The 26,662-nt window shown below is 43.0% G+C and carries 23 protein-coding genes and 1 pseudogene; 20 read left to right on the top strand and 4 right to left on the bottom strand.

Annotated features, from left to right (window positions below; all coding sequences use genetic code 11):
* Positions 1-237: 237 nt before the first annotated feature.
* The 6 genes from NE665_RS19355 (at position 238) to NE665_RS19330 (ending at position 5,120) form a co-directional block, all read left to right on the top strand.
* The gene (locus NE665_RS19355) at positions 238-720 is read left to right on the top strand and encodes a PTS sugar transporter subunit IIB (protein ID WP_117444576.1); all 483 of its coding nucleotides are present in this window, start codon (positions 238-240) and stop codon (positions 718-720) included.
* Between the two features lie 13 nt (positions 721-733).
* Positions 734-1,513: a PTS sugar transporter subunit IIC gene (locus NE665_RS19350; protein WP_117444577.1), complete on the top strand. Its 780-nt coding sequence runs from the start codon at positions 734-736 to the stop codon at positions 1,511-1,513.
* Positions 1,506-2,306, top strand: coding sequence for a PTS system mannose/fructose/sorbose family transporter subunit IID (locus tag NE665_RS19345; RefSeq protein ID WP_117444578.1), 801 nt, complete (start codon positions 1,506-1,508; stop codon positions 2,304-2,306). The genes NE665_RS19350 and NE665_RS19345 overlap by 8 nt, the downstream gene beginning before the upstream one ends.
* 17 nt (positions 2,307-2,323) lie before the next feature.
* Positions 2,324-3,550, top strand: coding sequence for a hypothetical protein (locus NE665_RS19340; protein WP_117444579.1), 1,227 nt, complete (start codon positions 2,324-2,326; stop codon positions 3,548-3,550).
* A complete protein-coding gene (locus NE665_RS19335) occupies positions 3,547-3,969 on the top strand; it encodes a PTS sorbitol transporter subunit IIB (RefSeq protein ID WP_117444580.1) in 423 nt (140 codons plus the stop codon). Before NE665_RS19340 ends, NE665_RS19335 begins: the two co-directional genes overlap by 4 nt.
* A 302-nt stretch (positions 3,970-4,271) precedes the next feature.
* Positions 4,272-5,120 carry a Nif3-like dinuclear metal center hexameric protein gene (locus NE665_RS19330; RefSeq protein ID WP_117444581.1) on the top strand — a complete coding sequence of 283 codons (849 nt, stop codon included), beginning with the start codon at positions 4,272-4,274 and terminating at the stop codon, positions 5,118-5,120.
* Between the two features lie 496 nt (positions 5,121-5,616).
* Here NE665_RS19330 and NE665_RS19325 read toward each other — a convergent pair whose 3' ends face one another.
* Positions 5,617-6,489 carry an AraC family transcriptional regulator gene (locus NE665_RS19325; RefSeq protein WP_117444582.1) on the bottom strand — a complete coding sequence of 291 codons (873 nt, stop codon included), beginning with the start codon at positions 6,487-6,489 and terminating at the stop codon, positions 5,617-5,619.
* 180 nt (positions 6,490-6,669) lie between these two features.
* Between NE665_RS19325 and NE665_RS19320 the strand changes: the two genes are divergently transcribed.
* From NE665_RS19320 to NE665_RS19300, 5 genes are all read left to right on the top strand, one after another.
* Positions 6,670-8,253, top strand: a complete 1,584-nt coding sequence (locus NE665_RS19320; protein WP_117444583.1) for a CoA-transferase — start codon at positions 6,670-6,672, stop codon at positions 8,251-8,253.
* Between the two features lie 133 nt (positions 8,254-8,386).
* Positions 8,387-8,845 carry a MaoC family dehydratase gene (locus NE665_RS19315; protein WP_117444584.1) on the top strand — a complete coding sequence of 153 codons (459 nt, stop codon included), beginning with the start codon at positions 8,387-8,389 and terminating at the stop codon, positions 8,843-8,845.
* An 18-nt stretch (positions 8,846-8,863) separates the two neighbouring features.
* On the top strand, positions 8,864-9,820 hold the full coding sequence (locus tag NE665_RS19310; RefSeq protein ID WP_117444585.1) for a ketopantoate reductase family protein: 957 nt from the start codon (positions 8,864-8,866) through the stop codon (positions 9,818-9,820).
* A gap of 4 nt (positions 9,821-9,824) precedes the next feature.
* Complete coding sequence (locus NE665_RS19305) at positions 9,825-10,199, top strand: VOC family protein (RefSeq protein ID WP_117444586.1); 375 nt, start codon at positions 9,825-9,827, stop codon at positions 10,197-10,199.
* 11 nt (positions 10,200-10,210) lie between these two features.
* Positions 10,211-10,681 (top strand): type II 3-dehydroquinate dehydratase, encoded by a 471-nt coding sequence (locus NE665_RS19300; protein ID WP_117444587.1) that lies wholly within the window; start codon positions 10,211-10,213, stop codon positions 10,679-10,681.
* Between the two features lie 655 nt (positions 10,682-11,336).
* Here NE665_RS19300 and NE665_RS19295 read toward each other — a convergent pair.
* The 3 genes and pseudogenes from NE665_RS19295 to NE665_RS19285 all read right to left on the bottom strand — a co-directional run.
* Positions 11,337-11,746, bottom strand: a pseudogene (locus NE665_RS19295) (AraC family transcriptional regulator); the annotation flags it as partial.
* 203 nt (positions 11,747-11,949) lie between these two features.
* Positions 11,950-13,467: an RNA-binding domain-containing protein gene (locus NE665_RS19290; protein ID WP_117444588.1), complete on the bottom strand. Its 1,518-nt coding sequence runs from the start codon at positions 13,465-13,467 to the stop codon at positions 11,950-11,952.
* A 276-nt stretch (positions 13,468-13,743) separates the two neighbouring features.
* Positions 13,744-14,718, bottom strand: a complete 975-nt coding sequence (locus NE665_RS19285) for a helix-turn-helix transcriptional regulator (protein WP_178759969.1) — start codon at positions 14,716-14,718, stop codon at positions 13,744-13,746.
* 979 nt (positions 14,719-15,697) lie between these two features.
* Here NE665_RS19285 and NE665_RS19280 point away from each other — a divergent pair.
* The 9 genes from NE665_RS19280 (at position 15,698) to NE665_RS19240 (ending at position 26,326) form a co-directional block, all read left to right on the top strand.
* On the top strand, positions 15,698-15,901 hold the full coding sequence (locus NE665_RS19280; protein ID WP_117444590.1) for a DUF1146 family protein: 204 nt from the start codon (positions 15,698-15,700) through the stop codon (positions 15,899-15,901).
* Between the two features lie 63 nt (positions 15,902-15,964).
* Positions 15,965-17,638, top strand: a complete 1,674-nt coding sequence (locus tag NE665_RS19275) for a sensor histidine kinase (RefSeq protein ID WP_117444591.1) — start codon at positions 15,965-15,967, stop codon at positions 17,636-17,638.
* A gap of 5 nt (positions 17,639-17,643) precedes the next feature.
* Positions 17,644-19,224, top strand: a complete 1,581-nt coding sequence (locus tag NE665_RS19270) for a response regulator (protein ID WP_117444592.1) — start codon at positions 17,644-17,646, stop codon at positions 19,222-19,224.
* Positions 19,106-20,209: a stage II sporulation protein D gene (gene spoIID, locus NE665_RS19265; protein WP_347285933.1), complete on the top strand. Its 1,104-nt coding sequence runs from the start codon at positions 19,106-19,108 to the stop codon at positions 20,207-20,209. The genes NE665_RS19270 and spoIID overlap by 119 nt, the downstream gene beginning before the upstream one ends.
* A 48-nt stretch (positions 20,210-20,257) precedes the next feature.
* Positions 20,258-20,881 (top strand): M23 family metallopeptidase, encoded by a 624-nt coding sequence (locus tag NE665_RS19260; protein WP_117444594.1) that lies wholly within the window; start codon positions 20,258-20,260, stop codon positions 20,879-20,881.
* 261 nt (positions 20,882-21,142) lie between these two features.
* On the top strand, positions 21,143-22,129 hold the full coding sequence (locus tag NE665_RS19255; RefSeq protein ID WP_002606344.1) for a rod shape-determining protein: 987 nt from the start codon (positions 21,143-21,145) through the stop codon (positions 22,127-22,129).
* Between the two features lie 22 nt (positions 22,130-22,151).
* Positions 22,152-23,252: an MraY family glycosyltransferase gene (locus NE665_RS19250; RefSeq protein WP_117444595.1), complete on the top strand. Its 1,101-nt coding sequence runs from the start codon at positions 22,152-22,154 to the stop codon at positions 23,250-23,252.
* A gap of 477 nt (positions 23,253-23,729) precedes the next feature.
* The gene (locus NE665_RS19245; protein ID WP_117444596.1) at positions 23,730-24,299 is read left to right on the top strand and encodes a hypothetical protein; all 570 of its coding nucleotides are present in this window, start codon (positions 23,730-23,732) and stop codon (positions 24,297-24,299) included.
* 167 nt (positions 24,300-24,466) lie between these two features.
* Complete coding sequence (locus NE665_RS19240; protein ID WP_233104787.1) at positions 24,467-26,326, top strand: SpoIIE family protein phosphatase; 1,860 nt, start codon at positions 24,467-24,469, stop codon at positions 26,324-26,326.
* Positions 26,327-26,662 lie beyond the last annotated feature (336 nt).

Here is a 26,662-nt window from a genome sequence, read left to right as displayed (position 1 = left end):
TAATATATATTAAAAAATATTTATATAATATACTCTTAACTACAACGATAGTGAGCGATTAATGAAGTGATTTCTGATAGGAATAAAAAATAGCATCAACCAAATTTCCTTAGGTTGATGCCATTGGCCGGTAATTACAGGCGTTTGTAAAGTTGGCACGGGAATTGCTGGAAGAAAGGTGTAACGGAAGGACGTCAGGTACAGAGCACGTCGCTTCCATGCGAAGGAGGAAATGAAATGAGTATTGTATTGGGCAGAGTTGATTACCGCCTGCTTCATGGTATTGTAGCAACCATGTGGGCACCGCAGTCCGGTGCTCAGCGGGTTATGGTGATTGATGACCGCACGGCGAACGATCCGATTATCAAGGAAAGCATGCGTCTGGGAAAGCCTGCCGGTATGGCATGCTCCATCATCACGGAGGAAACTGCCATGAAGAATTTCAAGGCAGGGAAGTATGATGATCACAAGGTGTTTGTGGTATGCGAAGACCCGGGGGTGTTTTTGAGACTACAGGAGGAGGCCGGACAAAAAATTCCAAGAATCGTAATCGGAATTACCAGAGATCGCGATACCGGAACAAAGGTCAGCTCAAGAGCTTCTGTAAAGGATGAAGAAAAGCCTGTTTACAGAAAGCTGATGGAAAACGGATGTGAAGTGGATGTGCAGTTCACAACAACGGATAAAGCTGTGAAGCTGTCGCACGCAATGGAATTGTAGGAGGAGAAAAAGGATGGAATTATCAATACTACAGATTGTCTTTATCACACTGATTGCGTATCTGAAAATGACAGATACCGTAACAACACAGCTGTTTGCATTCAATACAATTATCTGCGGATGGCTCACCGGTCTGGTTGTGCAAGATCCCATAACGGGTCTGAGCATCGGAGCGACCATGCAGCTGATGTCTATGGGCGTTGTGGCAGTAGGAGGATCCTCGATGCCGGATTATCCGATTGCGGCCATCATTGCGACAACGATAGCGGTCACTACAGGAAAAGGGATGGAGGCAGGTCTTGCCATCGGTCTTCCGGTGGCTATGCTTGGCGTTAACTTTGACGTTATATACAAAATTTTCAACGGCTTCCTGATGAGAAAGGAAACCTCACTGATTGAAGAAGGAAAGTTTCAGTCTGCTTTGAATATGATTAAAATCTCACCGATCTTCTATGGTTTATGCTCTGCTGTTCCGGTTCTGGTTTGTATTGTCGCAGGACCTACCGTTGTCAATGCAATCCTGGATTTCATGCCTGCCTGGTTTACTACCGGCTTGACAATCGCAGGTGGCGTCCTTCCCGGTGTCGGTATGGCCATGCTGCTGATGTATATGCCGCTGGGCAAATACTGGTCCTTCCTGCTTGTCGGCTTTGTGCTGGCAGCTTATCTGAAGGTCCCGGTACTTGGTATTGCGGCCATCGGACTTGCAGGAGCATATGAAATTTACAAAAATCAGATGAAGGCAGGAACTGCAGCTGCAGGTGCTGTCACAGGAGGTTTGGAAGATGAGTAAGGAAAAGGTTTTAACGAAAAAGGATTTGCGTAGGGCAGCATGGCGATGGCTGATTGGTATATCCACATTCAATTATGAAACACAGCTGGCACCTTCCACATTGTTCTCCGTATATCCATGTCTGAGAAAAATGTATCCGGATGATGAGGATTTGAAAAAATCCTGTCTGAACTATATGCGTTACTATAATACCATGCCTTGGATATCGCCGTTTGTAATCGGTGCTGCGCTGGGGATCGAGGATGAAGGCGGTATTTCCTCACTGGATGCAGTCAATGACTTTAAGGTTGGTTTGATGGGACCGCTGGCAGGTATCGGTGATACGATTGGCTGGGCGATGATTCCTACAATCTTCGGCTCCATTGCGGCAAGCATGGGGATGGAGGGCAATCCGCTGGGAATCTTCCTGTGGGCTGCATTCACCTTTGTATTTCTGGTGGTTCGTATTCTGCAGTATGAATGGGGATACGGTATGGGTGTTAATGTCATCACCAAATTTGGTAAACAGATAACGGTCTTTACAGAAGCCTGCTCCGTGCTTGGTCTGACTGTGGTTGGCTCTCTGGTTGCGACCGTCGTGAAGCTGAGCACCGGCATTCAGTTTAAAAACGGGGACGTTGTTATGAAGGTGCAGGATTTGATTGACGGTGTTATGCCTGCTCTTCTTCCGGTAGCTGCTGTTGGAATTATATATTACTTCATGAAGGTGAAGAAGGTGAAGATGACCTGGATGATTCTGTTCATCATTGTGGCATCCATGCTTGGTGCGGCAACCGGAATCTTCACGGCATAGAAAGAAGGGAATCAACATTGAGAGCTGCGACCTGCGTCGCTGATATAACACCAAAATGTGCCGTTCATTTATGCGGCTATGTAGGAGAAGCCAGAAAGCATACGGCTAAGGGGGTTCATGACAGCCCCCTGGCTGTTTCACTGCTGCTGGAAATCGATACGGTTACTCTTCTCTTTATCAGTATAGATGTCGTAACATTGGGTGGAGAAAAAGCGGCTGCTATAAAAAAACAAATCAAAGAAGTGTTACCCATAGACAGGGATCATATCATCATCCACGCAGTTCACACACATTCTGCGGCAAATGGTCTGGGGGATGAGGCGATCTTCGATACACCGGATAATCCGGAGTATTTCGCCTATGTTTCAAAACAGATTACAGAGAGTGTAAAGACCCTTCCTGCACAGCTGCAGGAGGTTACAGCATGGATTGATACCTGTAAAATTCATGGATATTACAGTAAACGGACAGATAAAACGCTTCCGTTTGAGGATAATGGGACAATCATCAAATTCATGCACAATGACAGTGTTGTCGCAGCCATGTGCAATTTCAACTGTCATGCAACTGTACTGGGAATGGATAATATGCTGTTAAGTGCAGATCTGATTGGAAAAGTGCGCTCGCTTATGAAAGATCATCTGGGCGTCATTCCCTATACATTTACCGGAGCAAGCGGCGATATCAGCAATCGCCAGTATCGGCAGGGGAATGATTTTCAGGAGCTGGAGCGGGTCGGCACAGGCATTGCGCATATCCTGAAGCAGATGGATTCCTATGAGGAGCTGCATCTGAGCAAGGTGAAAACAACGGTATATGACCATCCCGTACACTACGATAATACCGTATTCTATGCGGACTATCGTAAGGGAATCGCACAGGCGGAGGCTGTTCTTTCCCGTAAGGATGCCACGGCAGATGAGCGCAAGCTGGCAGCATCGGAAATCCTGCTGCTGAAGATGAAGCTGCAGACAGCACAGATTGATTTTCACGTACGCGGTATTCTTCTTCATATGAATGAGCTTACCATCGTCACGTTTCCCGGAGAGCTTGCCTCTGCCTTCGGTTTACAGCTGCGAGCGGCATGCAAAACCAAGCATTTTCTTCTAATTGGCTATGCCAATGATTATCAGGGGTATTTCATGGAAGCACAGGAGTATGGAAAGACTTACGAAACAAAAGCAAGCAATACACCGGTTGGTGAAAGTGAACGTATCGCTTGCGAGATAGGAGATTTATTATGAGACGATTTATTTTTGCATCACACCATTATCTGGCATACGGATTGAAGGACACGGTGGATTTTCTAACAAGTAAAGCGCGTACGATTCATGATATCAATGCCTATGTGGAGGATAAGGAGCAGGAGCTGGAAATCAGAGTTAAACAGCTGTTTGATACCTTTGATCCTCAGGATGAGGTTATCGTCCTGACCGATTTGTTAGGCGGTAGTGTCTATCAGAAGTTTTATCCCTATATCAGTGAACATGTGCATGTTCTATGCGGGATGAATCTGCCGATGGCAATGAGCATGGTGCTTGCGGGTGAGGACGTACCGTTTACCGAGAAGCGTATTGCGGAAATTGTTGAGGAGTGCAAAAACCAAATCGTTTATGTGAATACATTACATTCAGCTTCCGCCATGGACTGCGATGATGAATAATATCTGACGGCTCTGAGGTTCTGCTTCAGAGCCATTGTTTTATAGCATGCAGTGATAAAGCAGAATACGTGTCGTTATGAATGATATGTATATTGGCAAATGCAGCTTGCGCTACAAGTGGCTGCGAATGCATCTGGCCTTCTGAAGAAAATCACGATATGCTGCTAAACAAGCAGCATTCACAGGGAGCTGTTGAAAGCAATGATCAGCATAAAGGATGATATTCCCTACAGAATGAAAATAATCGAAAGAAAGCACGCATACAGCAGCAGATATAATTATATAGGAAAGGAGCAGTAAGGATGCAGATACAAAAAGTAATAGATAAGCTGAAAGCCTATCATAAAGGGGAATGGGAAGGGAAACAAATTGATGAGGAAACAACAAGGGATAAAGTATTATATGGAAACCCGTATCAGGAATGTACTGGAATCGTTACAACCTGCTGGGCAACGATTGATGTAATAAAAAAGGCTGCACTGCAGGGGGCGAACCTGATCATTGCGCACGAGGCGCTGTTCTGGAATCATGGTGATCATACAGACTGGCTGCAGGAGGAAGAAAACAGCACCTTTCTGGCAAAGAAAAAGCTGCTGGATGAAACCGGTATTGTCGTATGGAGGAATCATGATTACATTCATTCCGGTATCCCGCTAAAGGATGGCAGCTTTACCGACGGAATCTTTTATGGTGTAGCAAGTAAGCTGGGGTGGATACCATATATCACAAAGGATGTGCACAATCCTCTGTCTTTCACGATACCGAAGACAACCGTACAGGAGCTTGCGGATTTTCTGATTCAAAGGCTGCGGCTGAACGGTGTAAAAATTATTGGAAACAAAAACAGCATTGTGGAAAGGGTACGTATTCCCTTTCATGTACTGGGGGATGCCAGAGATACCATACAGGAAGCAGACAGAGAGGATATCAACTGTTTTCTGACAATGGAAATCGTTGATTTTACACTTGCGGAATACATCCGGGATAGCAGTATGCTGGGAATGGATAGGGCAATCATCGGCATGGGGCATTTCAATCTGGAGGAACCGGGAATGGAGTATATGACGACATATCTTCCAGCGGCAATTCAGGCAGATATCCCATGCTCATACATCCAATCCGGAGATATGTATGCATATATCACGAAGTAGATGAACACATAACGATACCCGTATGCCTTTTATAATGAAATATCAGAGGAAAGCCGGATAGCATAAAAAAGATAAGACCCTGTAACAAGCGTTCTTATTCGATTTTGGGCAAAGCAGAGATTTCAGATTCTATTGTGAGCTTCAATAGAAATGAAATCTTTTTTTATGCAACGACCCTAAAGTAAAAAAGAACGTAACAAGGTGCTTATCTGTTTTTTATACTTACATGGAGGCACAGGGAATTTAAAGCGGATAGAAGAGGTCACCCAGTCTTACCCGTGTGTATTGAATCTTAACCATATGCCTGAAACAAGGTGTTTTAAAACTGACACAATCCACGGCAGTAGCTACTTTCGCAAGGATTGCAGATACAAGTTCATTGTTAGCAGCTGCTGTCCAGCTTCATACTAAATTTTTTCTGTACTCCAATGACAGGTATCTGCCTTTATACACTGCAGAATCTGATGTTGGATTGAAAGCAGATATCATCGCGTTGTTACCTGCCGTTTTCCAGCTTCATACCAAATTTCCTTCTGTATTCCAATGGCGGATATCCGACTCTTTTCAGAAACAGCTTAGAAAAATGGGTCGTGTTGTCATAGCCAACCTGTGATGAAATGGATATAAGAGAATCTGTTGTGTTGATCAGCATCCATTTTGCTTCGCTGATGCGGCGGTCAATCACATAGTTGATTGGTGAAATCCCATAGGTCTCCTTGAATTTATGTGATATGTAATCACTGCTGATGTGAAAATACTCTGTCAGCTCCTTCAATGTGATATCCTTTGCATAATTCTCGTTTATATAGAACAGGATGTCCTGTGCAAAGGACGGCTTTTTTTCATTATGATCTGTGACTGCATGCTGAAAAATACTGAAATATATATTTGCAAGAGCGTTTGCCAGAGAGTTACAAATCGTTACGGCATACGGATTCTGCTGCTGAGAAAAGTACTCCAGCGTTTCAAAAATCTCTTCGATTATCCTCCTGTGCTCCTGTGATCGATCATAGGGCTTTTTATCTAAGGGAAGAAAGATATCCGGCGAGCTGGAGTTTGCCATTTTGAAATTGGTGATTGCACAAGTCCAGCAGGAAATCGGATCATCGATATCAGAAGTTATAGAATGAATACAGCCTTTATTCACAATGAGTAAATCGCCTGCGGCAACACTGAAAACCTCATTGTTAATCTGATAGCTAGCCTTGCCGCTTGAGAAATATATCAGCTCGGTTTCATGCTTGTGGACATGGTAGGGATAGGACCAGTGAGAATCATTGAAGCTATGGGAAAGTCTGGACATCGTTGGTGCATTCGTAAAGATCGGTGTGGTATGCTTATTTTCGTTTTGATTATCAAACAAGAACATAGGACCCTCCAAAATTAGCAATATAATTTTTAAATAAAGCAGGATAGTTACATGTATTACGCTTTTATTATAGAAAAACTAATGAAAACAAGCAAGATAATTTTTGATTTCAACGGATTAGATTGTTTCCTTTTTTACATGGAATTCCTATAATTTCTATATAGAGGAAAGGATAAGAATATGTCGAAAATTAAGAGGAATGGAACAAAGCCGCAAGTATTATCTGCCAGAGAAGCAGTCGCATATATTGCGGATCAGGATACGGTAGCAATTTCCGGTGCAGGCGGTGGAATCGTTGATCCTTATGCACTGATCAACGCATTGCATGAGCGGTATGTGGAAACCGGTTGTCCGAAAAATTTAACACTGTGGCATTCAACAGGGCTTGGAGATAGAAATGATCGAGGGATGTCACCCCTGGCGTTAGAGGGGCTGGTAAAGCGTGTCATTGGCGGACACTGGGGACAGTCACCAAGACTTGCGGAAATGGCAAGCGCAAACAAAATAGAGGCATATAATTTCCCGCAGGGCATCATGGCACAGCTCGCAAGAACGGCTGCGGCAGGACAGCCGGGAATTCTCAGCCATGTGGGACTGGGGACGTTCATTGATCCCAGAGTGCATGGTGGTAAGCTGAATGAAGTGACGAAGGAAGATTTGATCAAGGTTATGAACGTGGATGGTAAGGAATGGCTGTATTACCCGGTTGTTCCTTTGGATGTTTGTCTGATTCGTGCAACAACTGCGGATACAGAGGGCTACGCATCCATGGAGGATGAAATCACCTATATTGATGTACTCCAGCTTGCTCAGGCGGTACACAATAACGGTGGAACGGTAATCCTGCAGGTAAAACGGCTGGTAAAAGCTGGTACCCTGCATCCGAAAAGTGTGAAAATTCCGGGCTTCCTTGTGGATGCGATTGTCGTTGAGGAGAAGCAGGAACAGCTATATAACGGTTCAGACAGATTCTTTGCGGGAGATTATATTGCCGATGACAGCGCAATAACAATGCTGCCGCTGGATCAGCGAAAGGTTGTCGCAAGAAGAGCATTGATGGAGGTTCGTCCCGGTTACGTTGGAAATGTCGGTGTCGGTATTGCGGATGGAATCGGAAATGTAGCACGGGAAGAGGGCGTACAGGATGCCTTTACCTTGACCGTGGAAACCGGTCCGGTAGGAGGTGCTACGGCACAGGGAATCTTCTTTGGCGCAACTGTCAATGCAAGAGCAGTCATGGACATGCCTGCACAGTTTGACTTCTACGACGGCGGCGGTCTGGATGTGGCATTTTTATCCTTTGCGGAACTGGATGAGAACGGGGATGTGAATGTTCACCACTTTAATGGAAAAATCATGGGAACTGGCGGCTTCGTCAATATCGTTGCAGGAAGTAAAAAGGTGGTACTGTGCGGAACACTGCGTGCCGGAAAGCTGATTACAGAAGTCAGGGATGGAACGATAACAATCCAGCAGGAAGGAAAGTTTGAAAAGCTGATCAAGAACGTAAGCTCCGTTACCTTCTCCGCAAAACAGGCGGAAAAACAGAAGCAGGAGGTTATTTATATAACAGAACGTGCAGTGTTCAAGCTGTTGAACGGTAAGGTTGTTCTTACAGAAATCGCTCCGGGAATCGATGTACAAAAGGATGTTATCGATCAGATGGGCTTTGTACCTGAAATTGCAGAGGATCTGAAAGAAATGGATGCACGTATTTTCAGGGAAGAGAAAATGAATATCTATAACGAATTTATCAATCAGTAAATGTAAAAAAGGCTGAATGAAACCAAGCATGATGGCAGCTGAGGGTCGATAGGAAGGCAGCTGCCGTAAGAAGTCTTTGCTTATCGAACATATGGATGAAGGAATACTTATAAACCAATAAAGGAGAAAAAACATGGCAGAAAAAAAAGAAATCACGAAAGTGGACATCCCTTTAAAGATAGGGGATAGCGCAGTATTTGAAAAAACGATTACAGAAACAGATGTTGTATTATTCGGAGGTCTGACCGGCGATTACAGCCAGATGCATTTCAATGAGGAGTACATGAAGAAAACGATGTATGGCACAAGAATTGCTCACGGTATCTTAACCTTCGCAATCGGATGTACTGCTTCAACGAAAATTCAGGAGCAGGTGAAGTCACCGGTTCCTTCCGCATCCTATGGCTACGATAAGCTGCGCTTCATCAACCCTGTGTATTTCGGAGATACACTGACCTGCAGATACACGGTTGACAGAATCGAGGAGGAAACGAATAAAACATATTCAAAATTAGAGATTTTCAATCAAAAGGGAGAAATCGTTGTATTCGCTATCCATATCCTGAAGTTTTTCCCTTTGGAAGATAAGTAATCGATGGAGGCTGTGAATATGAAAATTGTAATGTTAGGAGCCGGAGCTTTGGGTTCTACGATTGGCGGAACTCTGGCTATGGGCGGCAACGATGTATATTTTGTGGATATGTGGCAGGAGCATGTGGATTTCATCAACAAAAACGGCTTACATATGACAAATGAGAAGGAAGACTGGTATGTTACAGTGGATGCCAGAACCGCTGCCGATACGATTGGTGAGGCTGATCTGGTCATCGTACTTGTTAAATCATTTGCCACGAAACAGGCGGTAGAGCAGTTAAAGCAGACAAATGTCATCGGAAAGAACACATTGGTGATGTCCTTACAAAACGGTTTGGGAAATGAAGAAACGATTGCTTCTGTCATCGGCTCTGAAAATGTTATCAGTGGTAAGACGTATGTTGGCGGCAGACTGATACAGGCAGGCTATATTTCCGCCGGTGTACAGGGTAAGTGGACATACATTGGTGAATTGAACGGGAAAATCACAGACCGTATTCAAACTGTCTGCAAAGTATTCAATGATGCAGGCCTGCTGTGTGAGGTAAGCGATAATATCAAGGGACTGATCTGGGATAAACTGCTGATCAATGTTGCGGCAGGGGCATTGTGTGGAATCACACGATTACCTTACGGTCCGTTGTATGAAGAGGATTATATAAAGGATGTGGCGGTAGCCGCGATTCGCGAGGGTATTTTGGTAGCCAAGGCAGCCGGTGTAGTATTGAAAAGTGAAGATCCGGAATATCCGTGGTATGCCGCAAGTGAAGGATTGCCGGGAACCTTTAAAACCTCGATCCTGCAATCTTTGGAATTGAAGCGCCCGACAGAAATTGATTTCATCAATGGTTCCATTGTGGAATGGGGTAAAAAATACGGTATCGAAACACCGGTGAATCAAACACTGGTAGCTTGTGTAAAAGGGATTGAAAAGTATATCTTAGCGTATGAACCATCTCTGAAAAAGGGGTAGTGCTATGGCAACATATGTAGAGCATACGGCATGTAGAGTGAAGGATCTGGATTGGTGTGTAAAGTTTTTTACTGAAGTATTTGATATGCCTGTCAGACTGTCTTTGGGTGAAAAACCGAATCGAAAGATATGGCTGCATGCCGGACTTCAATTCAATGAGGATATGGCCTTTGATGAAAAGGAAGGCAGACTGGACCACATAGCTTTGATGACCACAGACTATGACAACGTTCATCAGCAATGCCTTGCATGGGGCTGTGTTATGCTTCCGACAGGGGATAACTGGCTGAAAATGCCAAACGGAATCGTAATTGAACTGAAACGAGGAAACAATGAGGTTCTTCATACAATAATCAGTCAAAAGCCGTGGGTAGATTAGGAGAAGAGAATATGCGAAAATTAGTAATTGTAAACGGACCGAATAATAATTTTTATGGAATACGAAACAAAGGCCAGTATGGCAATCAGTTATACGCCGATTTGATTGAAGAGCTGAAAGAATATGGAGCATCCATCGGCTTTGCGGTAGATGCATTTCAAAATAACGGGGAAGGAGCTATGATCGATTACTTCCAGAGCTTATATTTTGAAGCGGAAGAAAGCGGATGTAAGATTCCGATGGTGCTGAATCCAGGTGCGTTCACGCATTACAGCTATGCGATTAAGGATGCGCTGGAATCTGTCCATACGCTGGTACCGGCGATTGAGGTGCATATGTCGAATATCCATGGGCGCGATGATTTCCGTCATATCTCTGTGACGGCCTCTGAATGTCTGGGACAAATTTCAGGAATGGGCAAGCACAGCTATAAAATCGCTATGGAGGCATTTAAGCAGATGATCGAGGAAGGGCAGCTGTAGATCGCTTTTGTACAGCTTCAAGATGCTGTGCATACGGAGTGAGCTGATCGTAATCGAAAAGAGGTACTTGATGAAAGGTGATATTCACCTGGAATTGAAAAACATAAGCAGGAGGTTTCAGTATAGTGGCATGCCATTATGCTTGAAATCTCTTTTTGTATGATATAAGCAGGTAGAGTACCTACTGCTAATCAATAGTAAGCAATTAACAAGTAGTTTCTTAACTCGTCAGAATCGATGATACCCAACTTTATTTTATTTGCCATCTATGGCATTATCATCAAAATTATTGTAATAGTATACAGTCTGAAATACACGATCTGCAGGACATCTTTGATGGTATTGTCTTAAGGGACCAGGTATAAGCGATTCCTGAATTACCAAATACTTGAGGCATTACAGAAAACACGCTTTTTCTCTATGAAAATTTGCGTGCTTTTACTATCTTGTGCCATTATCACAGCCTCATATTGAAGTAAGACGTAAAGTGGATCAAGAATCACTTTTTTATATACGAGACTACTGATAGGCAGCATGTATAGATTATTAAAGTCTGTACGAAAACAGCAATTAGAAGTAGGGCGTTTTTATTTTATGTTGAAATAAAATGTGCTTCTACTTGTATACTATCAAATCAATAAGAATATTTTTATATTCACTGTTGTATCCTTTTCACAGGACGTATATACTTCCAGCAGCGCTCCGCTGAAAGTAAAAGTACAGCATTCTACCGGCGGTATCGTCAAAGCGGTAACCGGTATTTGTAAAATCAAATGCAGTCATCGCTTCCTCCATCCTATGCTCAACACTTCTATTCTCCTGCTCATAATCAAATGGCCCGTGTTCAAACACAAGATACTCTGCTTCCGCAATATCAAGCAGCTGCATATTAGGCGGTACATCTCCGGTATAATGAATAGGAAGACGGACACCATAACACCCTGTCCGCAGGTATCCCCAGTCACACAATCTGCCGTTTTGATCGTTGCGATAGGCCATGACCTAACCGCCTCCGATGTTGATGTCATTCCCGCCGCTATCATCGAGCTTTCCTTAAACTTTCACTCATTTTTTTATGCAGAGTTGCCTTAGTAGTATACTATTTTTTAATTAAATTTCTTATAGATACCTTTTTTTAGAGCTATATCAAATTCTGCTTGTACTTAAGAATAATTGCAGACAACAATCAGTCATTTCTTTCATGGTTTGTTGAATTCATTCCGCAGATATATCAAATAATCAATTTCATGATATAAAATCATTGAGCTTTATTGTATATCTATACTTTTGGCGTTATAACTAACTGTCCTACGTGAACCTTTCTTTTGAATTAAATCTAAAGCTATTAGTTTATCTAAATATCGATCCAAGCTAGTTAAAGGAATTTTTGTTTTTTCGAAGATTTTCTTTCTATTAAGATTAGGAAATTCTCTTATAACATTTAAAACCATCTGTTCTTTTACATTTAACATATGGTTTGGCTTTTCTAATGCCCCACTTAATGCCCCACTTAATGCCCCACTTAATGCCCCATGCTCTTTCTTTACAATCCATAACTTGAGATTAGTAGTTCTCATGTCTTGGTTTTCATATAACTCAGGCACTTGAAAGCCTTCAGCTCTGGAGGGGGCTAATATTTTGTCATAACCAGATCCTGCACTTTCTCCAAATCCAATAAACCTGAAAAGTTTTTGTAATGTGATATTTCTAGTAACAGATACTCCACCTTGATAAATTTGTTCAATAGGTATTCTCAGTAATCCTGGATTAGAATAAGAAATAAAATTTTCTTTTTTAATAACCAATATTGAGCAGCTTTCTTCTTTGAAATCAGCATGTATTACTGAATTAACTAACGCTTCTCTAGTAGCTACATGCAGTTTTGTTTCGTCATTTCTTTGTAATGAATTTTTCATTTGAAATGGTACGGGGAACTCAGAAATAAGTTTAGGATACACTTTTGTAATGAAATTATATAGGTTTTTCTCCCATAAACCATTTTCTATTATTCGATCACTCCAACGCATATCACCAAACAAATTGGTTTCATCTCTATAATCCAGATTGACATTATGGAAAATTTCATTAAATGTTTCGGTTTTTCCAAACATCAAAACGCCTGCTGATGTAATTCCCTCAATATTTCTTTTTTTATCAATGCGGTATGCACCCATTTTTGTTAGAAAGTCTTTATCCGATAATTCTTCATAAATATGTCCTTCATTATTATTTCTAAATCGTGTCCTATACACTGCAATTGTGTTTTTATCAAGGTCGTCAATATCTAACCATTCGATTATCTCATTATCGCCAGCATCATGAAAAGAGTCACGGATCATTGAGTTTACAGATTCCTTAGTACATCTATAATCTCCTTCAAAATTTCTTTTAAATGTACCAGCATAAGGATTCCCGCCTATATAAATAGGTTTTTGATTATACAAGGCTCTTGGTATATGCATAATAACAAGCTCTACGCCCTGAACTGTCAATGAATAAATATCTGCATCCTTTAAAATATTTCTATTTACTTTGCCGGAATTTATCGTATTCCAAAAATCAGAAATAATGGTATTTGCATTTTCTACTCCACTTATTTCATATTTGACTGCCATACCTTCTTTTATTTCTTTTACTCCTAAAATGATTATACCACCATTGGTATTCGCAAAAGAAGAATATGTTTCATATATACTCTTAGGCACTCCTCTTTTTGCTTCTTTAAATTCAATATCTACTTTTTCTTTTTTATCTAATATATTTAACAGATCTTTCTCTGAAAGCATTTTTTCACCCACCTTTAAATGATTTTCACATTCATTATACCTTTTCTATTGTGCAAAGGAAACAAAAGAATTCTATCTGTGAATAGCATATGCAAAGAAACGCTGATTCCTATCATATACCAGTCCATAATAGAGAGCGAGCATTTTTCATTACTTTTTGTGAAGGCTTAGCGTAGCAGCGCACAGCAATATAAACAGTAGGGCATTTTTATTTTATATTGAAATAAAATGTGCTTCTACTCGTATACTATCAAATCAATAAGAATATTTTTATATTCACTGTTGTATCCTTTTCACAGGACGTATATACTTCCAGCAGCGCTCCGGCTGAAAGTAAAAGTACAGCATTCTACCGGCGGTATCGTCAAAGCGGTAACCGGTATTTGTAAAATCAAATGCAGTCATTGCTTCCTCCATCCTATGCTCAACACTTCTATTCTCCTGCTCATAATCAAATGGCCCGTGTTCAAACACAAGATACTCTGCTTCCGCAATATCAAGCAGCTGCATATTAGGCGGTACATCTCCGGTATAATGAACAGGAAGACGGACACCATAACACTCTGTCCGCAGGTATCCCCAGTCACACAATCTGCCGTTTTGATCGTTGCGATAGGCCATGATCTGACCGCCTCCGCTGTTGATGTCATTCCCACCGCTATCATCGAGCTTACCTTTAATGCTATCCAATAGTCCGCAAATTGTATCCATATCCTGGCCCGGAATCTGATTTTGCTTCTGCCAGAAATCCCAGTAGCCGTTACTCTCCCGGTTTTCAATAAACAGAAACTTATGGGCGGGTATGGTCACAAAATAGGTCTTTACAGCTTTAGCGGAATTTATTTCTCCCAGCTCATCCAGCCCCAGAAGGTAGCGGTCAAACGGATTGATTTTCGTACGTAGGACAACAGGTCCGGGCTGTTTGCGGTATGCGCTCGGTGTTCTACCATAAGCAGCTTTAAATGCTCTGGTAAACGCCTCATGAGAGGAAAATCCATAATCAAGAGCTATTTTCAATATGCCCTTCTCACTGTCCCGAACTTCTTTCAGGGCGAAGGCCAGCTTTCGCAATCGAATATATTCCCGAAGCTTCATACCGGATATCTCCTTAAACTTTCTAGTCATATAAAATTCCGAGTATCCCAGCTTCTGTGAAAGGGTGTGCAGTGTCAGGGCTTCATCCTCATAGCTTTTTATGCAGCTGTCAATCTCATCGACGATCATCTGAATCTGCTTTTGCCACTCATACATGTTGCTTCACCTCATTTGTATACTGCTTCTATTATAAAGGAAAGATATGTGCAATGCTTGACATGACTTGCGATTTACATATATTTCTTCAATGAACAGACTTCTATCCTGTATTATATTTCATGCTCCTTTATTTATCCTATATTATTCAGTTCATGTGATAGCTCCATAGGTTTTGAAGTAATTCATAAGGCAGACAGAGCAGACTTTTGACCTGAACCTACATGCTTGCATACATTTTCAGACGAAAAAGCAGAAGCTGCTTGCAGCCGTCCCATGCTCATGCGACAATTATGATATTCTCTGTCACCCTCTGTAATCATCAGAAAACAGCTGAAAAAGTGCTGCTTTTCATAAATCATATACTGTATCGGCACATTTTCTTACACGTACATGCGTTTTTTTACAAATCCAACAGCTAGGCAGCATTACGCATCTCTCATCGCCCCTTCTACAGGTGTAGCACTGATCCCGATGTAATTCAGCACCATGTCATGAGAAACAGACATAGTACTCTCTTTCATTTTGTAGGGGAAAAGCTGCCGGAGCTATTCAACTTATGGTATAATATATTTCAGAATGAAATGGGCGAAATATGCAGATGAGCAGCTTCGCTATATGTGCATAAACATAAAAATGATGCAGTTTCCAACGCTGCAGCTGTCCTTTTTATCCTTCCCTTTATGCCAAAAGACGACATCCGAAACAGGAGCTGAAGATGCCACGGTTTGCTTAAGCTGCAGCCTGCAGTGTACACGGCGGACGCCTTGGATGCAGTATTGCGGCTTGTGATGAAAATCAACTCTGTGCATATCTGATGACAAAAAGCATGGCGGTAATGCCGATGCTGATTTTTGAAGGATGTAAGGGAAAGCACAGGACTATGGTAGTAGGCACCATATTGTGAAGCCGCCTCATAGATGACACATTCGCTTTTCGCAATGGAAAAGCAGATATAAGAAATGAATGGAGGTTATGTATGCAATATTTTTTTATGAATCTGGCTGTTCATGTACTATCCTTTATGCTGAGCTTCTGGGCATTGAGCTGTGTACGCTTTGAATCCTTTACAAATGTAAGAAAACCTGGACAGGTGCGACTGCTGCTGTTGCTGCTGTCTCTGGGCTTGGGATATCTGGTAGCGCAGTTTTTGCTTGCTATTTCTGTATTCAATGGACTGTAGAGGCTTTGTTCATAGATAAAAAAGGACCCTACAGCTGATACGTGACGAAAGGTGCTGGTTGTTATGCTGAAAGGAAACAGAAAGCTGCTGCGCAGAACGGATATTAAGACAAGGCTGACACTGGCCTTTATCTTTGTGCCGCTTTGTTTGATGATTGTGTTTTTTCTGATCTATTATTCCTTCAGTACCAATATCATCAAGGATAAAAACGAACAGGCTTCTGCACAGATGATTGCTATGTCTGAGGAAATTTTTCATTTGAATGCAAATACATTGAATGAACAAATTGATAATCTGGCAGCATCCACCTATGTACGGAATTATCTATACTATCCCGCAGATACAGCGATGCGTCGTGCGTTCTCTCATAATCTGCATGGCAATGACCTGCTTACTGACAGAAAGGGGCTGCAGCTGTATGATGAAACAGGGAAGCTGCTCTATGAAGAGGGCTCCCTCTTTCCCGTTGACTTAAAAACCTATAAAAAGGAGATTCAGGCACAGAAGCAGGGTGGTTACTGGCTGTATGATCAAAAATCACAAATGATAATGCTGACAAGAGAAATCCGTGATTTGTATGACCAACCTCTGGGATATGTATTTTGCAGCTTTGCGCGGGAAGCCTTTAATGCATCTCTATCACAATCTACACAGGCAGGAAGTCGTATGCTGGTTGTTGATACAAGCGGACAGGTTTTATTTGGAAGCAATCCGGAGAAAATAGAGGAATTCATCGATTTGAAGGCATCCACCATAGATCTCAATCAGCATTCCTATTATATGACCGCAAAAAAAATTGAAGGCACCCCATGGTATGTGGTCTATCTGAGTGATGAAAACTATGTGCTGGAAGAAATTCATAATTTTCGCAACATGCTGGTGGCATATGGGGTTGTCTTCATTGTCCTTTTAGCTGCCATTGCCTACTTCGTATATCACAGCATCTATGACCCGGTTCATAACATTCTGTATTCCATGCGGACACTGGACGAGAATAATCTGGCGATGAATCGTGTGGAGGATGACGGCCGTGATGAGATTCATGAATTGAGTATGAATTTCAACGATCTGCTGGACCGTGTTCAGGAACTGCTGCATACCGTTCATCAGGAACAGGAACAGAAAAGAGAAACCCAGTTTCAGCTGCTGCAGGCACAGATTAACCCGCACTTCCTGTTCAACACACTGAATACGCTGCATTATCTTGCTATTCTGAATGAGGATAAGCCGGTCAGTGAGGGCATCACCGCCCTTGCCAGACTGCTGCGCAACACGATTGTGGACAGTAAGGAAGTTGTTACGGTGGAGGAGGAAATCGAAAATCTGAAAAACTATATCATAATTCAGAAGCTTCGCTATGGTGATGTGTTTGAAACGGTATATAATATAGATGAAAATGTACGCAGCTGTGCAATCTTGAAGTTTCTGCTGCAGCCGATTGCAGAAAATAGCATTCTGCATGCCTTTGAAGAGGATAAGGAGCATCAGCTTCTGACGATTCGCGCCAAGGCAGAGGGAAAATATCTGAAAATTGAAATTGGTGACAATGGTAAGGGCTTCGCTTTGGATATGCAGGAAAGCCGCAATAAAAAGCTGAGCGGTATCGGCATTGGAAATATTCAGGAGCGTATTCGTCTCATGTATGGAGAAGACTATTCCATGGAGATACAAAGCGTGGTAGGCACCGGTACGATTGTGACACTGCTGCTGCCGTTTAAAAAAACAGAGGGGAGGTAGGCCTCATGTACAAGGTACTGATTGCGGATGATGAACGTCTGATTCGTATCACGTTAAAGAACATGATTGACTGGAAGGCACTTGACTGTGAGGTGATTGCTACAGCAAAGGATGGGGAAGAAGCATTTAATATCTTTATGGATATGCAGCCGGAAATCGTTATTACGGATTTGAAAATGCCGGGAATGGATGGAATTGAGCTGATAACCAAAATCAAGGATATCAATAAAAACACACAGGTGATTGCGCTCAGCAATTACTCGGATTTTGAATATGTGCGGGATGCCATGAAGGCCGGCGCATTTGATTATCTTTTAAAGGTCACACTGGAAAAGAAAGAGCTGGAGCGCATTATCGTGCAGGTAAAGGAGTCCTGTGTGGAAAGCAGTATGAACGATCATGAGGAATATGAGTCTGCGCTAAAGGAGCTGCAGCAATGCTTGATTCTTACCAAGAACGAACACATTCTGAGTCGTAAGGAATTTCAGGAAACACTGTCACAGCCGGTATTTGAGCCCTATCGGAAGGGATTTCAGATGGCCTATTTCCGTGTGGATAATATCAACCATCTATATCGGACAAAGCTCAGGGATCATGCGGCACTGCATAAGCATCTGCAGGATTTGATACGGGAATCCATGCCCCTTGCCGTGCATCATCACTTGATTTTTATGAGCAACCATTCCGGTATCCTGATGTTTGAAAGCAAGGAAAAGCTTCGCATTCTGAATATATGCAACAGCATCATACGAAATATTGCGCAATATCTGGATATTCATCTGTCCATTACGCTGTCGGATGTCATTGCATCCCTGGATGAATTTTATGATCAGTTCGAGCTGCTGTTAAAATCGCATGAGCGAAGATTTTATGTGGGAGAGGGCTGTTTGATTCAAAGTGAAGGGCATGATGCATTTCAGGAGCTGGATATGAATGAGGTGACATTTCATCTGGAGCTGCTGGAGGCTGTGGCAGCTAAGGATTTTGATACGGTGCAAAGCAAGCTGAGGGAAGCTTTGGATTATATGAAGTCCCATGAGATTGAACCGCATGCTGTACTGGAGTATTTCGTATTCATTTTCCATAACATTGAGGGAAATGAAATGGCACGGGGGATTCGGCAGGCCTTTCCGTTTGACACGATTACTGCAAAGCTGCGGCTGTGTGAAACAGCAGACAAGTTAGAGGAAATCGCCTCCTCCTCGTTTGATCAAATTGAGGCATGGATGAAGGATCGCTCCAACAGACGCTATCGGCAGGAGATTCTGGATGTCATGGAGTACATCGACGCAAATCTGAACCGCAAGCTGACACTAAAGGAGATTGCGGACAGCATCGGGATGAATGAAAGCTCTTTGAGCCGGCTGTTTAAAAATGAAACCGGCGTGAATTTGAATTATTATATCAATGAGAAGAAAATGAAAAAAGCGATGGAGCTGCTGCGCAGGGAGTCCAGTATGATCAAGGATGTTGCGGCAGCGGTCGGGATGGATGACCAGCTGTACTTCAATAAGGTATTTAAGAAATACTATAATGTTTCACCAAGTGAATTTAAAAAGAAGCTGCATCCCGATACAGAGGAATAAGTACGCACACCCTTTCATACCATGTAGAGAGGGTGTGATTTTTTTGAAGATAGCTGTGAAGTTTCTCCTTGTACTCTCCATAATTCTTGTCTCTTTTTTTCTCTGGCTGAATATGGGCACATCCTCACCGATTTTATGGAATACAGGTAAAGAATCGGTGCAGGAGCAGGAAAAGAAGGTGAAGGAGAAAGCGAAGGGTAAAGAACAGACCGTACATATTACAAGACAGGATGGCACCAGCCTGAAGCTGCCGCTGGAAACATATCTGGAGGGAGTCATCGGGTCGGAGATGCCGGCTTCCTTTGAGATGGAGGCGCTGAAGGCACAGTGTGTGGCGGCCAGAACCTTTGTGACGAAGCGCGGCTTTGAGGTCGATGACACGACACGAACACAGGTATATCACGATGATAAACAGATGCGTCAGATTTGGGGGAGCTCCTATGATAAGATGCATGCCAGAGTTGTGAAGGCACTGAAGGAGACAGAAGGGGAAATCATGACCTATCAGGGCGAACCGATTTCTGCCGTGTTCTTCAGCGGATCATGCGGAAAGACTGCCAACAGCGAGGAATACTGGGACAGCAGGACACCCTATTTGCGCAGTGTGGATTCACATTGGGATAAAGAGGAGGACGGCTATCAGAAAACAGCTGTTTTCTCAGCGGCTGACTTCCATACGATGCTCGGCTTTGAAAATCCGGTAAAGGAAGTGGGAAAGCCTGCCTATTATGCCTCCGGCTATGTAAAATCCATAACGATTGACCGCATCACCTTCAGCGGCAGGGAAATCCGTGAGAAGCTGAAGCTTCGCTCCTCCTGCTTTTCCATAAAGAAAACAAGCAGCGGCTATGCGGTGACAACCAAAGGCTTTGGTCACGGTCTTGGTATGAGTCAGTACGGGGCACAGGGAATGGCACTGGAGAAAAAGAGTTACAAGGAAATCCTGAAGCATTATTATACCGGTGTACAGATTGTAAAAGAATGATGTATAAAGAAAAAAGGGGCGGGCATAATCATCACTAGAGGTGATGAAATGTATAGCTATACAAAGGAAAAGAAATTTCCAAAACGCAGACTGATTGTTTCCTTAAGCTGCCTGCTGATTGCCGCAGCTGCCTTTCTGACTTATGAATATTCCATGAAGAATCCTGCAAAGGACACTTCCGTGTTCAAGGAAGATACAACGCCGGTGCTCTCGCTTCCCAGCTCAGCTGAGGAAGAAAAAGGCATCCAGCCGTTTGCCGTCAAGGCAGAGGTCGTCCTTGATTATTTCGATGGAAAGGACAGCAAGGTTGACAGTATGACAAAGTTTGAAGGTGTCTATCGTGCCAATCAGGGCATGGATTATGCCTTCAACAAGGAGGCTTTCGACGTGCTTGCAAGCTTCAGCGGTGAAGTGAGTGATGTGAAGGAAGATAATATCTTCGGCAAGAGTGTTACAATCACCAGCAAGGATTTGAGCATAACCTATCAGAGCCTGTCCGATATCACAGTGAAAAAGGGCGATAAGGTCAATCAGAAGGATCCCATTGCAAAGGCCGGAAGCAATATTTACAACAAGGAGCTGGGCAATCATCTGCACATTGTCGTAGAGAAAAACGGCAAGATCATAGATCCGGAGCTGATGTACGGCAAAACGAACGCTGAGATCAAATAGTACCCTTGCGGTACTATTTTCATATGTGAAAGCCCATCCATACATATTACGGAATTTTAAGAAAAGGAAAGGCATATTAACACTTTTACATTTCGGATTTTGTGTTATAATGGTAATTGCTTGAAATTGAGTATAAATAGCGCATGGAGTGTCTGAAACAGGATATTTCTTATCGATGTCAGAATCTGTGCAGACTACTGTAAAAAATGCGGATCAAATTCTTATGGAAGAAACATGAACGCACGAAAGGAATGAAGGACTATGTTTTCAAAAGAAGTAGGAATCGACTTAGGAACAGCAAACTTACTAATGTATGTAAAAGGTGAAGGCATCGTAATTGACGAGCCTAGTGTAGTTGCGATAGATGCAGAAACAAAGAAATGTCTGGCTGCGGGACAGGATGCAAAGGATATGCTTGGAAGAACACCGGGCAGAGTGCTGGCAATTCGTCCGCTGAAGGATGGGGTTATTGCGGATTTCGAGGTAACGGAAATCATGCTGAACTTCTTTTTCAAGAAGCTGGCAATCAAGGGGATGTTCAAGCGTCCTACGATTCTGATCTGCTGTCCAAGCAACATCACCAGTGTGGAAAGAAATGCCATTCGTGATGCGGCTTATCGTGCAGGTGCGAAAAAAGTGTACATCGAGGAGGAGCCGAAGGTGGCTGCTGTCGGTGCCGGACTGGATATCGGAAAGCCAAGCGGATGCATGGTTCTGGATATCGGTGGTGGTACGACAGACGTTGCTGTAATCTCTTTAGGTGAAATCGTAAGCAGTACCTCTTTGAAGATTGCAGGGGATACGCTGGATCGTGATATTATCAAATTTGTTAAGGAAAATAAAAAGCTGCTGATCGGTGATCGTACAGCAGAGGAAGTGAAAAAGCAGATCGGTACTGCATGGAAGGGTAGCATGCATGAAACGATTGAAGTAAGCGGACGTGACCTGGTAACGGGTCTGCCGACTACCATTACGCTGTCCAGTGAGGAAATTCAGGGCAGCATGGCGGAGAGTCTGCAGGATGTTGTGCGTGCCTGCAAAACTGTTCTGGAACAGACACCTCCTGAGCTTGCAAGTGATATTGTGACAAGAGGTATCGTACTGACCGGTGGTGGTGCACTGCTGCACGGTATCGATGAGCTGCTGCGTAATGAATTGCACATTCCGGTTTATGTTGCGGAAAATGCGCTTCGCTGTGTAGCGGAGGGTACAGGAATTCTGCTGGAAAACCTGCATCTTGTTCAATAGAAAATAAAAGCGAGGTATCTATATGGATTGGCTGAAATATCTGATTATTCCATTGGCCTTATCCGCACTGATTACTCCTTTTCTGAAAATCGTTGCCTACCGGCTGGATATTTATGCACAAGTGAATGAGCGAACCGTACATAAGGGAAAAATTGCCCGCATTGGCGGTGTTGCCATCTATATATCATTTGTCGTGTGCATGGCGGTTTTTATGAAGACGGATATGACCATCAACGGTATTCTGATTGGTGGGACAATCATGTTCATAGGCGGTCTGATCGATGATATGGTCAATCTGAAACCAAAGTATAAGCTTGCATTTGAAGTAGCTGCCGCCATCGTTTTGATGACAGTAGGAAAGGTTTCGCTCGATGTGATCCGCCTGCCGATGGGGATTTCTATCGATATGGGACTGGTATCCTTTATTGTAACCTTTGTGTGGATTATCGGTATCACCAATGCAGTGAACCTGATCGACGGACTAGATGGTCTTGCGGGAGGAATCTCTGCGATTATTCTGGTTGTCATTGCATGTCTTTCTGTGATTGAGGGACGTCTGGATATTCAGACGATGTCTTTGATTCTGGCAGGGGCAACCATGGGATTTCTGCTGTATAATTCACATCCGGCAAGTATTTTTATGGGAGACTGTGGAGCCTTGTTTCTGGGCTTTATTATATCCGCAATCTCATTGCTGGGGTTTAAAAGCTCTACGATTATGACACTCGCGCTTCCAATCTTGCTGCTGGCGGTACCCATTGTGGATACCATCGGGGCAATTTTGCGAAGAAAGCTGAGTGGCCATAAATTTTCAGAGGCGGATAAAAACCATCTGCACCATCTGCTGATGCAGCGGTTTGGGCATCGCAATACAGTTATTATTTTGTATGTGGTAACTGCCTTGTTCGGCTTTACAGCGTACATCTATTTGGTGAATAAAGCGACAGGCTTTCTTGTTCTGTTTCTGATAGCGCTGGTTGTCGAGCTGTTTATCGAGTTTTCCGGGATGATTTCCAAGCAGTATCACCCGCTGCTGTCGATAGCGAATTCCATTCAGAAGCGTGCCAGAAAGCTGTATCGAAGATTTTCAAAGAAAAGTCCAAATACAAAACAGGAAAAATAGGAAATCAGCTGCTGCAGGAAATCCTTGCGCATACATGATGAAAATATGAAATAAGAGAATTCAGGACTGCGGTCATACCGGCAGTGTCTGGATTCTCTTTTGTTTGCATTTTGTATTTGATGGGCGTTTTTGATGCTCTTCTCTTTTTTAATCATAGCAGTAAAGCAATACAGATTCCATAGCTGTATTGTCAGCCATATCTGTGTTTTTTTTCTATAGATAACGCCGTTGCTGCGGGTGTTGTAATTTTATGTACTTTCTGCAATTTACTTTTCTTTTGTCAGGATTCAGCAATTAAATGCTGTTTTAATGACTTCATTTTGTAAGAGTTGCCACAAAGCTTTTTAATTGAAGATAAGCGGTTTTTATCCTCATTATGAAAACTTTGTGGATTTAAGTATAAAAAATATCCGCATTTTCAGGATTTTTTAGGAATCGGCCCATTTTCTATCGTATGTATATAGTGAGGTGAGAAAAATGGAAGTTAAAAAATTATATGAAATGGTCGATGAGGATCAGAAGGAGGGTTCCCTTGGAGAGAAGGCGTATTGGAAGGATCTGTGGGAATGCTATATTGAGGAGAAGAGCATGGATTATGCATCCTTGAGTGTGAAGGAGGCAATACCGCGGCTGGTGTCTGAACAGAACCTGAGAGAGCGCCGTCATGCGGGCAGCTGTGGTGAGCTTGGAGTGGACATTCGCGTCGGTGATATCTGTTATATAGATTTTGGCGAAGCATACATAGCAGAAATCGGTTATCAGCATTTTGGACTGATTATAACGATTTTTCATAACAAGGCATTCGTTGTGCCGATGAGTGGCAATCATGCGGCTTATCTGCAGGCCTACAGCAAGGAAAATCCGAAAGGAAAGCGTCATTTGATGCGTTTGGGAAGAATCAAGGGGATGAATAAGGAATCGGTTTTGTTTATCAATGATGCGAAATGGATCAATACTGCCAGAATCATCGATGTCAAAGCACATCTAAGGCGCGACAGTGATCTGTTCTGTGAAATTAAGGACCGTGTAAAGAACTGTCTGGACTAGCGCAGAAGAAACCACATGTGTCGATTAGGGGGATGCAGTAGGTGGCAGGATAACAGAGATGGCGAAGGGAAAAGCCGGCAAATTTGTGGAACAGACAAAATATGACAGAATCCATGCGAAATGTCTTCTACAATAACGCATGAAAGAGGTGGTTTTGTTTGGAAAAGGTGATGAACAAGAGACTGAAGGGGAAATTTTCCATTCATGCGGAAGATTTAGCCTGTGCCGGAATTTCTATCATTCTTGGGACACTGGCTTCTCCGCTTAGTTATACACTTGCATTTCTGTATGTATCCTATTCCTATATGCGTACGATCCGGGAAGCGATGATCAGCGTATTTTTTATTCTTCTATGCTCGTTATCCAGAGGAATTCTGCCTGCATACAGCTATGCACTTGGCTTTGCCTGTTACTTTGTAATTATTCATATGGTAAAGGTGATGAATCAGAATTTATATCAGTGGATGCCATATCTGACAACGCTGTTAAGCGCAGCGTTCAGCGTGCAGCAGTATGGCCTGCACAATACGGCAGTGATTCTGCCGGTGCTGAGCTTCTTGTTGATGCAGGAGCTGTTTACGGATTATCAGTGGATTCAGAAGGGAATGCTGCACAATGCCTGCATGCGTGGAATTCTGCTGTTTACCATCGGCTTATTGGGGGTAGAGCTGTTACCAGTATATGCACAGGAGGTCATTATGATTACCATGCTGCTGATTGCTTTATCAAGCAATGCATGGATTACGGTAACTGTGGCGCTGATGGTGTACTTCCTTCTGGACATTCGCGTACTGCCTGCACTTGTACTTACGGTACTGCTGAGTGTGCTGAAAACGGATCGCAAAAGTGCCATGCTGCTATTGCTGGGGGCCTGCTTTCTATACCCGGATAATACAGAGGATATGATTTATCTGCTGCTGTGTATGAGTGGTGTACTGCTTGTACCGACGAATGCGGCTTCCCTGCATATGAGTACGGAGCTTCAAAATGAACAGGAGTACCGACTTTCTCAGACGAGTATGCTAAAGCGGCAGATGCAGAATTATGCCAATATCTTTCAATCCCTGTCGGAATATTATGCACAGATTAGTGATGTACAGGCGGAGCTGCTTGCCAATATGTCGAATGCCCTGCAGTACAATGCGGATGCCATACGGAAAATAGACGGCTACGAAAAGGATACGGTGCGTGTCGCCAAGGCACTGGAAGGTTATCAGTATGATGTGCGGGAGCTGAGCATTGAAGAGCCGAAGGAGGGCTGTATACAGGTTTGTGTGGAAATAGCAAACATCAAACGCGGAGAAATACGTTCTACGCTGCTTCCGCTGCTTGAAGTCCTGCTTCACCGCAATCTACAGATCGCGGACATCCGCAATCGAAAATTTATGCGTGGCTATCATTCCATCACCGTCTGTGATGACATTCCCTTTGTCATTGATGCCTATGCCGATAGTGTGAAAAATTCCTATACATCCAGCGGCGATACCTTTTCCATCTTTAAATTCCGTCAGAGTCTGGTGTGTATGATATCTGACGGTATGGGAAACGGGGAGCGTGCCGCACAGAGCTCACGGCTGATAACCAATATTTTTCAGCGTATGATGGTCAGTGGAATTCCACAGGACAGCGCAATCAAATGCATCAACAAGCTGATTCAAAGCGATACCTATGCAACGCTGGATGTTATCTGCTTTAACCGTTCTCAGGGGGTTGCCTACATATCAAAATCCGCAGCCTGTCCGACCTTCCTGCTGCGAAATGATCAAATCTATGAAATCAACGGCAGTGCATTGCCTGTTGGTATCATCAGTCAGATGCAGCCGGACTGCTTTCAGGTTGATTTAAAGGCGGGGGATGAATATTTGATGATATCCGATGGCATTTATATGAATGAGATTTATAAATGGCTCAATCAGAGAACTCAGACAAGCGTGAAGGAGGATGTGGAAAGCTTTACGGAGCTGTTAAAAAAGACAAGACGAAAGGATGATTCTACGATTGTACTTGTGAAAGTGGATGAGGTATAATCAAATATAGCATCGTTTAGAAGCCTTGCAAGATGCAGGTTATATCCCATAAACTGATGTTTCAATTCATGGAGATTATTTTCAATCATGAAATCCGCTTTGTATTTACAGAGGTGATAATCGTATAAAGCTGATGAAAAGTGAGTGCCGCCTGTTTACCATAATCGAAAGCCTAGCTAAATAGGAATGCTTTCAAAAGCATTCCTATTCCAGACTGTTGACAAAGTGACTGTCGACAGTCTTTTTAAAATCTGATAGAATATCTGTGGCAGAAACGTACTTCATAAACCCAAAAATAGTCGACGTTTCTGCCATTTATTATGCCAAAAATGATAT

Origin of the sequence: Clostridium sp. DFI.1.208 (genome assembly GCF_024463855.1) — a bacterium.
GTDB lineage: Bacteria > Bacillota_I > Bacilli_A > Erysipelotrichales > Erysipelotrichaceae > Clostridium_AQ.
The sequence above is the reverse complement of the archived record's forward strand: the minus strand, read 5'-3'. Positions and strand labels throughout refer to the sequence as shown.

What these genes read in the sequence shown, in the direction of transcription:
- NE665_RS19355 (WP_117444576.1), top strand. Translation starts at nt 238, where the DNA reads ATGAGTATTGTATTGGGCAGAGTTGATTACCGCCTGCTTCATGGTATT.
- NE665_RS19350 (WP_117444577.1), top strand. Translation starts at nt 734, where the DNA reads ATGGAATTATCAATACTACAGATTGTCTTTATCACACTGATTGCGTAT.
- NE665_RS19345 (WP_117444578.1), top strand. Translation starts at nt 1,506, where the DNA reads ATGAGTAAGGAAAAGGTTTTAACGAAAAAGGATTTGCGTAGGGCAGCA.
- NE665_RS19335 (WP_117444580.1), top strand. Translation starts at nt 3,547, where the DNA reads ATGAGACGATTTATTTTTGCATCACACCATTATCTGGCATACGGATTG.
- NE665_RS19330 (WP_117444581.1), top strand. Translation starts at nt 4,272, where the DNA reads ATGCAGATACAAAAAGTAATAGATAAGCTGAAAGCCTATCATAAAGGG.
- NE665_RS19325 (WP_117444582.1), bottom strand. Translation starts at nt 6,489, where the DNA reads ATGTTCTTGTTTGATAATCAAAACGAAAATAAGCATACCACACCGATC.
- NE665_RS19320 (WP_117444583.1), top strand. Translation starts at nt 6,670, where the DNA reads ATGTCGAAAATTAAGAGGAATGGAACAAAGCCGCAAGTATTATCTGCC.
- NE665_RS19315 (WP_117444584.1), top strand. Translation starts at nt 8,387, where the DNA reads ATGGCAGAAAAAAAAGAAATCACGAAAGTGGACATCCCTTTAAAGATA.
- NE665_RS19310 (WP_117444585.1), top strand. Translation starts at nt 8,864, where the DNA reads ATGAAAATTGTAATGTTAGGAGCCGGAGCTTTGGGTTCTACGATTGGC.
- NE665_RS19305 (WP_117444586.1), top strand. Translation starts at nt 9,825, where the DNA reads ATGGCAACATATGTAGAGCATACGGCATGTAGAGTGAAGGATCTGGAT.
- NE665_RS19300 (WP_117444587.1), top strand. Translation starts at nt 10,211, where the DNA reads ATGCGAAAATTAGTAATTGTAAACGGACCGAATAATAATTTTTATGGA.
- NE665_RS19290 (WP_117444588.1), bottom strand. Translation starts at nt 13,467, where the DNA reads ATGCTTTCAGAGAAAGATCTGTTAAATATATTAGATAAAAAAGAAAAA.
- NE665_RS19285 (WP_178759969.1), bottom strand. Translation starts at nt 14,718, where the DNA reads ATGTATGAGTGGCAAAAGCAGATTCAGATGATCGTCGATGAGATTGAC.
- NE665_RS19280 (WP_117444590.1), top strand. Translation starts at nt 15,698, where the DNA reads ATGCAATATTTTTTTATGAATCTGGCTGTTCATGTACTATCCTTTATG.
- NE665_RS19275 (WP_117444591.1), top strand. Translation starts at nt 15,965, where the DNA reads ATGCTGAAAGGAAACAGAAAGCTGCTGCGCAGAACGGATATTAAGACA.
- NE665_RS19270 (WP_117444592.1), top strand. Translation starts at nt 17,644, where the DNA reads ATGTACAAGGTACTGATTGCGGATGATGAACGTCTGATTCGTATCACG.
- spoIID (WP_347285933.1), top strand. Translation starts at nt 19,106, where the DNA reads ATGTTGCGGCAGCGGTCGGGATGGATGACCAGCTGTACTTCAATAAGG.
- NE665_RS19260 (WP_117444594.1), top strand. Translation starts at nt 20,258, where the DNA reads ATGTATAGCTATACAAAGGAAAAGAAATTTCCAAAACGCAGACTGATT.
- NE665_RS19255 (WP_002606344.1), top strand. Translation starts at nt 21,143, where the DNA reads ATGTTTTCAAAAGAAGTAGGAATCGACTTAGGAACAGCAAACTTACTA.
- NE665_RS19250 (WP_117444595.1), top strand. Translation starts at nt 22,152, where the DNA reads ATGGATTGGCTGAAATATCTGATTATTCCATTGGCCTTATCCGCACTG.
- NE665_RS19245 (WP_117444596.1), top strand. Translation starts at nt 23,730, where the DNA reads ATGGAAGTTAAAAAATTATATGAAATGGTCGATGAGGATCAGAAGGAG.